The 6,609-nt window shown below is 42.4% G+C and carries 4 protein-coding genes, 1 tRNA gene and 1 pseudogene; 5 read left to right on the plus strand and 1 reads right to left on the minus strand.

Going from position 1 to position 6,609, the window contains the following annotated elements; genetic code table 11:
- The 5 genes from HMPREF1640_RS12005 to HMPREF1640_RS12025 form a co-directional block, all read left to right on the plus strand.
- Nucleotides 1-722 (plus strand): hypothetical protein (locus tag HMPREF1640_RS12005; RefSeq protein ID WP_036895200.1); only part of this gene is annotated, 722 nt, incomplete at its 5' end.
- Nucleotides 723-1,348: 626 nt separating this feature from the next.
- Nucleotides 1,349-2,386, plus strand: a complete 1,038-nt coding sequence (locus tag HMPREF1640_RS12010; RefSeq protein ID WP_036895202.1) for a C1 family peptidase — start codon at nucleotides 1,349-1,351, stop codon at nucleotides 2,384-2,386.
- Nucleotides 2,387-2,480: 94 nt separating this feature from the next.
- Entirely contained in the window at nucleotides 2,481-3,575 is a 1,095-nt protein-coding gene (gene trpS / locus HMPREF1640_RS12015) for a tryptophan--tRNA ligase (RefSeq protein ID WP_036895204.1), read from the plus strand.
- Between the two features lie 194 nt (nucleotides 3,576-3,769).
- Nucleotides 3,770-3,841: transfer RNA gene (locus HMPREF1640_RS12020), tRNA-Arg, on the plus strand.
- 126 nt (nucleotides 3,842-3,967) lie between these two features.
- Entirely contained in the window at nucleotides 3,968-6,001 is a 2,034-nt protein-coding gene (locus HMPREF1640_RS12025; protein ID WP_052051834.1) for a T9SS type A sorting domain-containing protein, read from the plus strand.
- Here HMPREF1640_RS12025 and HMPREF1640_RS13825 read toward each other — a convergent pair.
- Nucleotides 5,988-6,609: pseudogene (locus tag HMPREF1640_RS13825) on the minus strand (hypothetical protein); the annotation flags it as partial. The gene HMPREF1640_RS12025 and the pseudogene HMPREF1640_RS13825 sit on opposite strands and share 14 nt — an antisense overlap.

A 6,609-nucleotide genomic window follows, 5' to 3' on the forward strand; every position in this document is an offset into this window, starting at 1 on the left:
TTGCCAACCGCATCAGCCTATACGAAGAAGTTTATGATACCACCTTTGTAAGCAACAAGGCTGCAAGAATAACAGAGGAAATCAGCAGGGAGAAAGTCTTAACCATTGCAAAGGAAGTCAAGACTGAAAGGAAGCATAAGAAAGCGAAAGCCAATCCAACAAGGGAACAGACCAAGCAGCAGGTTCAGAAGATTTGCTATGCCCTACTTGAAAAATACAAAGGCACAGGTATCACGGGACACTCCATATTCCTCTACGAGCTGAACAGGCATGGAATAACCATAGAGCGCATGAAGAACAAGCAGGGCAAGGTCTATGGCTTGAAATTCTCATACACAGGACAATCTTTCAAGGCATCGGAAATCGGCAGGGAATTCGGCTACCACTCCTTGCAAAGAAACTTTGAACCAACAAACAAAGAAGAATTAAAGAAACCACACCACACAATACAAGAACCGACAGAAAAGAACGAACAGCCTGATACAGGCTATCAACTCGTACCCAAAAGCCGTTCCTCTATCTCACGAGACAATGACACACCACAAGTGCAGAATTCTATTAGTACAGTGGCAGACACCATTGTTAGTGCAGCCGATGAAGTTGTGGAAGGGTTAGGCGATTTGATTACACCATCCGCACAGGGCGATGATTATGCCGAAGCAGCATGGCAGCGCAAGCTCAGATACCAAGCGAACAGAAAGAAACGAGGGAGAAAACTATAAGCCATACGAGTTTACAAAAAAACGCAAAACAAAGAATTTCTTAGCATAAACGCTTGTTATTCGGTAACAAAGTATTATCTTTGCAGACAGAATAACAAGCGTTCTTTGTTAGGCAGAAAACAGCAAAGCCAAGTAGCTCGCTCGTTTCCAAATCGTTACCTATTCAGTTATACCAACAAGGTAACTTCTTTATTTTCAATAAGTTGTATTTTAGATATTATCTTGTTGTCCGATTGAGCCCCATTCAGGTCACGATTAAACCTTAATTGTCACGCCATTGAGGCCTAATGGCAAGGCGCAACGTAAACAATCAAGACGAAAAAATTATATAAAATTCCATAACATGGCTTCTGTCAGGCATTTGGCTAAAATCCTCATTTTTCGCGTATTTGCGGCCAGTGGGGGCCTGGCTTGCGAATATACGATAAATAAATCATGTTTTGTCGTGTTTTTTCATCATATTTATTCTCCTTTTGTTGGTCTTCAAAATTTATAGTCGCGATCGTCGCTCGTGTCGCGACCAATGAGCGGATGGCCATTTCGCGCCCTGCCCCGATGGCATGACAAAATAAAAATTAGCGGATAATGGCCGTGTATCTTTATTTTTTTCTAATTTTGCATACATCATGAACAAGAGGTTGTCATTGGTGGTATTGGTGGTTGCCTTGTTGGCGTCGTGTAGCTGTCAATCCCCGAAAAAAGGCCAAAAACGTCACAGAGAGTTCGTCAACGAGGTGACGGTTAAAACAACCCCCGTGAAAAATCAGGGGCAAAGCCCTCTGTGCTGGGCCTATGCCATGGCGGCGACCATTGAGTCTGAGCGACTGATGATGGGCGACTCCGTGGAACTTTCCGTCGACTTTTTCGCGAGAAAACTGATTGAGGACGAGGCGCGCGATTATTTTTTCGCTCACAAGGTGGGCGGGATTAGCCTGCGGGGCATGTCGTCCATGCTGCTCAACCTGCTACACGAACACGGCGCGGAGACCTTCGAGGCCTATCACAACGACAGGCCCATCAATTATAACCCGATAGTGAGACGAGCCAAAAACATAGCGCGCACGTCAATATCCCTATCGGCGATGGATGACAGGCTAAACTACATGCTCGACGAAAACATAGGTTTCATGCCAAAACACGTGTTTATGTTGGGCATGGAGTACACGATGGGACAATTTGGCGAGAGCGTTTGCCTGCCTGGCGAATATGTTAGTTTGACAAGTTTCACGCATCATCCGTTTGGTAAAAAATTCATTTTGGAAATGCCTGACAACCAAATGCGCGACAGCTTTATGAACGTTCCTATCGACACACTGATGTTTCGGGTGGAACGCGCCATACGCCGTGGCCATCCCGTTTGTTGGGAGGGAGATATCAGTGAGCCCGGATTCGATTTCCAAAAAGGCGTGGCTCGTCTTTACAACGAGGGGCACAAGCCCACACAGAGAGAGCGGCAACGAGCGTTTGAAAGCCTCAGAACCACCGATGACCACTGTATGACACTATGCGGACTGGCCCGGGACGGCAACAACGCCTTGTACTTCTTGGCTAAAAACTCATGGGGAACGGGCAATCCATACGGCGGTTTCATGTACCTGAGCTATAACTATGTCAGACTCAAAACCATAGCTTTCTACATGAGCAAGATAGCGTGGAGAAATTGACAAAGTGGGGGCGAGGCGCACATAAAATGCCATAAAGACGCTCTTTTTTGCTTGGAAAGGCCTATCTTTGCATTGGAATAACAAAAATACAATTATGGGAAAAATAATATTGACTGGCGACAGACCCACCGGAAAATTGCATTTGGGTCACTATGTGGGCAGCCTGCGCCGCCGCGTGCAGCTCCAAGAAGAGGGAGACTACGACCACATGTACGTGTTCATGGCCGACGTGCAGGCCTTGACCGACAATGCCAGCAACCCCGAGAAAATACGGCAAAATATCATAGAGGTAGCCTTGGACTACCTATCGGCTGGGCTCAACCCAGACAAATGCACGCTCTACATACAGAGTTGCATACCAGAATTGGCCGAGCTGACCACTTACCTGATGAACATTGTAAGCGTGAGCCGCGTGCAACGTAACCCCACCGTCAAGACCGAGGTTAAGATGAGAGGCTTTGAGAGCGGCTCCGTGCCATTGGGATTTTTCTGCTATCCCGTTTCGCAAGCCGCCGACATCGCCGCCTTCAAGGCCACGACCGTGCCAGCCGGCGAGGACCAAGAACCGATGATAGAAATCACCCGCGAATTAGTGAGCCGCTTCAACCAGACCTACGCGCCCGTGCTCGTGGAGCCCACCATCATGCTGCCCGAGAACGCCACGGCTCGACGGCTGCCGGGAACAGACGGCAAGGAGAAGATGAGCAAGAGCCTTGGCAACTGCATCTATCTGTCTGACGACGCGGACACCGTATGGACAAAAGTTAAGAGCATGTACACCGACCCTACGCATCTCAACGTGTCAGACCCCGGACATGTGGAGGGAAATGCCGTGTTCACCTATTTGGACGCTTTCGCCAACGACCAAGACTTCGCTGATTTTTGGCCCGACTTCGCCAATCTTGACGAGCTGAAAGCCGCCTATACGGCTGGTGGCATAGGCGACATGAAATGCAAAAAAATGCTCAACAAGGTTATTAACCGCATGCTCGACCCCATACGCGCCCGTCGACACGAGTACGAGCAAGACATACCCGAAATTTTCAACATACTGAAAAAAGGCTCCGAGCAGGCGCGCCAAGTGGCCGCCAATACCATGGACGAGGTTCGGGCGGCCATGCGTATCAACTATTTTGACGACGCGCAGCTCATCAAGGAGCAAGCCGACAAATACAAAAGCAAAAAATAAAAGGTTCCACGCCAACCTATAAAAATAACAAAATAAAAATCGTCAAGGCAGGTAACGATGCTTATCCGCCTTGACGACCTGTCAAAAAGCGCATCGCAGGAGCGATGGAAAAAACAATTTTCGTTTATTTTTCGCGTTTCATTGTCTTATCCATAAAAAAATATTTACCTTTGCATAAGCAATAGTTAACATCAGCTCTGATAGTTCAATGGATAGAACGGAGGTTTCCTAAACCTTTGATCCGGGTTCGATTCCCGGTCGGAGTACAAAATATGTGTCACTCTATCCGGGTGACACATTTCGTGTGATTGTCAATTGAATACCATCAAATGAAGAGCATAAAACAATAGACTGGGTATTTTTACGTTTTAACAGTAACCCATAATTGTATTATGAATCAAAATAAAATATTCCGCGTATCGAGTTTTCTCGGATGGAGAAAACTTTGTTTATCGTTATTGTTAATAGCTGGCACGGCACATGCACAAGATGGACTTTGGAAGTCGTACCTAAGTTATTACGAGCCAACAGAAATAGAACAGGCCGGCAATAACATGCTATATGTGTTGGCGTCAAATGGTTTGTACGCTTATAACAAAACTGACAAAAGCGTACAGATCTACGATAAGATAAACGCGCTAACCGATTGCGGCATCGCTCATATAGCTTGGTGCCAAGCCGCCAAAAGATTAGTCATAGTATACCAAAACAATAACATAGACTTGATGGCTCCAAACGGCAATGTGGTGAACATAGCCGATTATATGAACAAAAGCATGCCAACGGACAAAACAGTGAACGCCGTGGATGTGTGGGGAAAATACGCTTATCTCTCAACTGGTTTTGGAATAGTGAAGATAAACGTGGGTAATGGAACTATTAGCGATACCTATCAACTTGGTTTCAAGGTGGAATACTCATACGTGAAAGATGGTTTCCTGTACGCTGCCAGTAAATCACATGGATTATATAGGATTTCTGTGAAGGATAATATGCTGGACAAAAAAAAATGGAAACATGTGGGTGAATATGTGGATAGACAAAAAAAATTGAATAACGAACAACTTTCCTTATTGAAAAACATCGCTCCAGATAGTCCAAAATACAATAATTTTGGATTTCTACGGTTACATAACGGACAATTATTTACAGTTGGTGGTGGATATAATGTAGTGAGCGACCTAAACAGGCCAGGGTGTATACAAGTTCTTTCCAATAATAAATGGACTATATATCAAGACAATATAAAAAAAATAACCGGTGTATCGTTTATAGATTTAAATAGCATAACCATTGACCCTAATGATGAAAAACGGGTATTTTGCAGTGGACGAACTGGACTTTACGAATATAGAAATGGCAAATTTTATAAATTATATTCCTATGATAATAGTCCATTAATCCCCACTTTTGCTAATAATAAAGAGTACACCGTGGTTCAAGATGTATTATTTGATAGCAAAGGCAACTTATGGTGCATCAATAGTTTGAACAACTTGCAAAACATATTAGAACTAACAGCAGATGGAAAATGGGTGTCTCATCGCTCTGACGCATTGTATATCAATGGTCAAGGACTCGTGAACATGAAGCATATGTTTTTTGACAGTCGTAATCTCATGTGGTTTGTAAATGATAGTTACGTTTGTCCATCATTTTACGCATATGACCGTTCCAATGGTCATATGAACAGCTATAAAACATTTGTAAACGAGGACGGCATAAGTTTAAAACCAAGATATATACATGCAATAGCGGAGGATCTATACCAAAACATATGGATCGGCACTGATATAGGTCCGTTAATGCTTGACAAAAAACAAATTATGGTTGACAATCCAGTCCTCACTCAAATAAAAGTACCAAGAAACGATGGAACAAACAGTGCCGACTACCTGCTCTCTGGAATTAATATCAACTGTATTGTGATAGATAAAGCCAACCGTAAATGGTTTGGAACAGATAAAAATGGCATTTTCGTTATCAGTCCAGACAATCTTTATCAAATATATCATTTCACTCAAAATAACAGTAAATTATTATCCAATAACATCGAGTCAATGGCAATTAATAGTACTACAGGAGAACTATTTATTGGTACTGATAGAGGGTTGTGTTCGTATATGACTAATGACCAAATAGCAGCCAATGGCATGATAATAGAGAATGTATATGCATATCCTAATCCTGTACGTCCCGATTACAAAGGAGCTATAACCATTACAGGATTGGAAGAAAACTCGGATGTCAAGATAGTTACCGTTAATGGTACATTGGTCAATGAAGGACACGCTACCAATGGACAATACAAATGGTATGGATTAGATATGGGTGGATATAGAGTTGCTTCGGGTGTTTATATGGTAGAAGTGGCCACATCAGATGGAAACAAGGGTGTGGTGTGCAAAATAGCTATCGTGAACTAATAGAAATGCCCATTACCAAATAGGGCAACGCCATATTAAAATAAGTAATGTCATAAGTTGATGAAAATATTAAGTAATTACCTGATAACACCATGTTATGCATAAAAGTCACCATAATTAGAACAATTAAAAAATAAGAAATATTTTTCATCAGCTTTAAATAGCATATTTTGATACTTTCATGATGCCTCCATGAATAAGCCAAATAAATAAAAAGTGGTATAAAAAGTATAAAATCAGCTGATTGAATTTGACGTGATTGTAACATAAATGGATTATATTTGAAGAAAAATAAATCATCTATATCCCATAGAACAAATGGCAAGAACGTTAGAAGAAATATTCCGATTACAACTATCGGAAACAATAATTTACGCATTAGAGGCAATTTATACCATTCATAAAAATAGTACATAGATAACGGTATAACAGCTGTAAACCTTGTACTAAGAAGAAGTCCACTGGTTGCGGCTATCATCCAAAAATGAGATGATAACCGTATTTTCTTTATATAAAAAAAAATAAGAATAGAAGCTACCAATAAAAAATTGGTCACCAAATCACTGCGTACCACTATTTCATAGACAAAAGCCGGGGAAATTACCAAT

Source organism: Prevotella sp. S7-1-8 (assembly GCF_000758925.1).
Lineage (GTDB): Bacteria > Bacteroidota > Bacteroidia > Bacteroidales > Bacteroidaceae > Prevotella.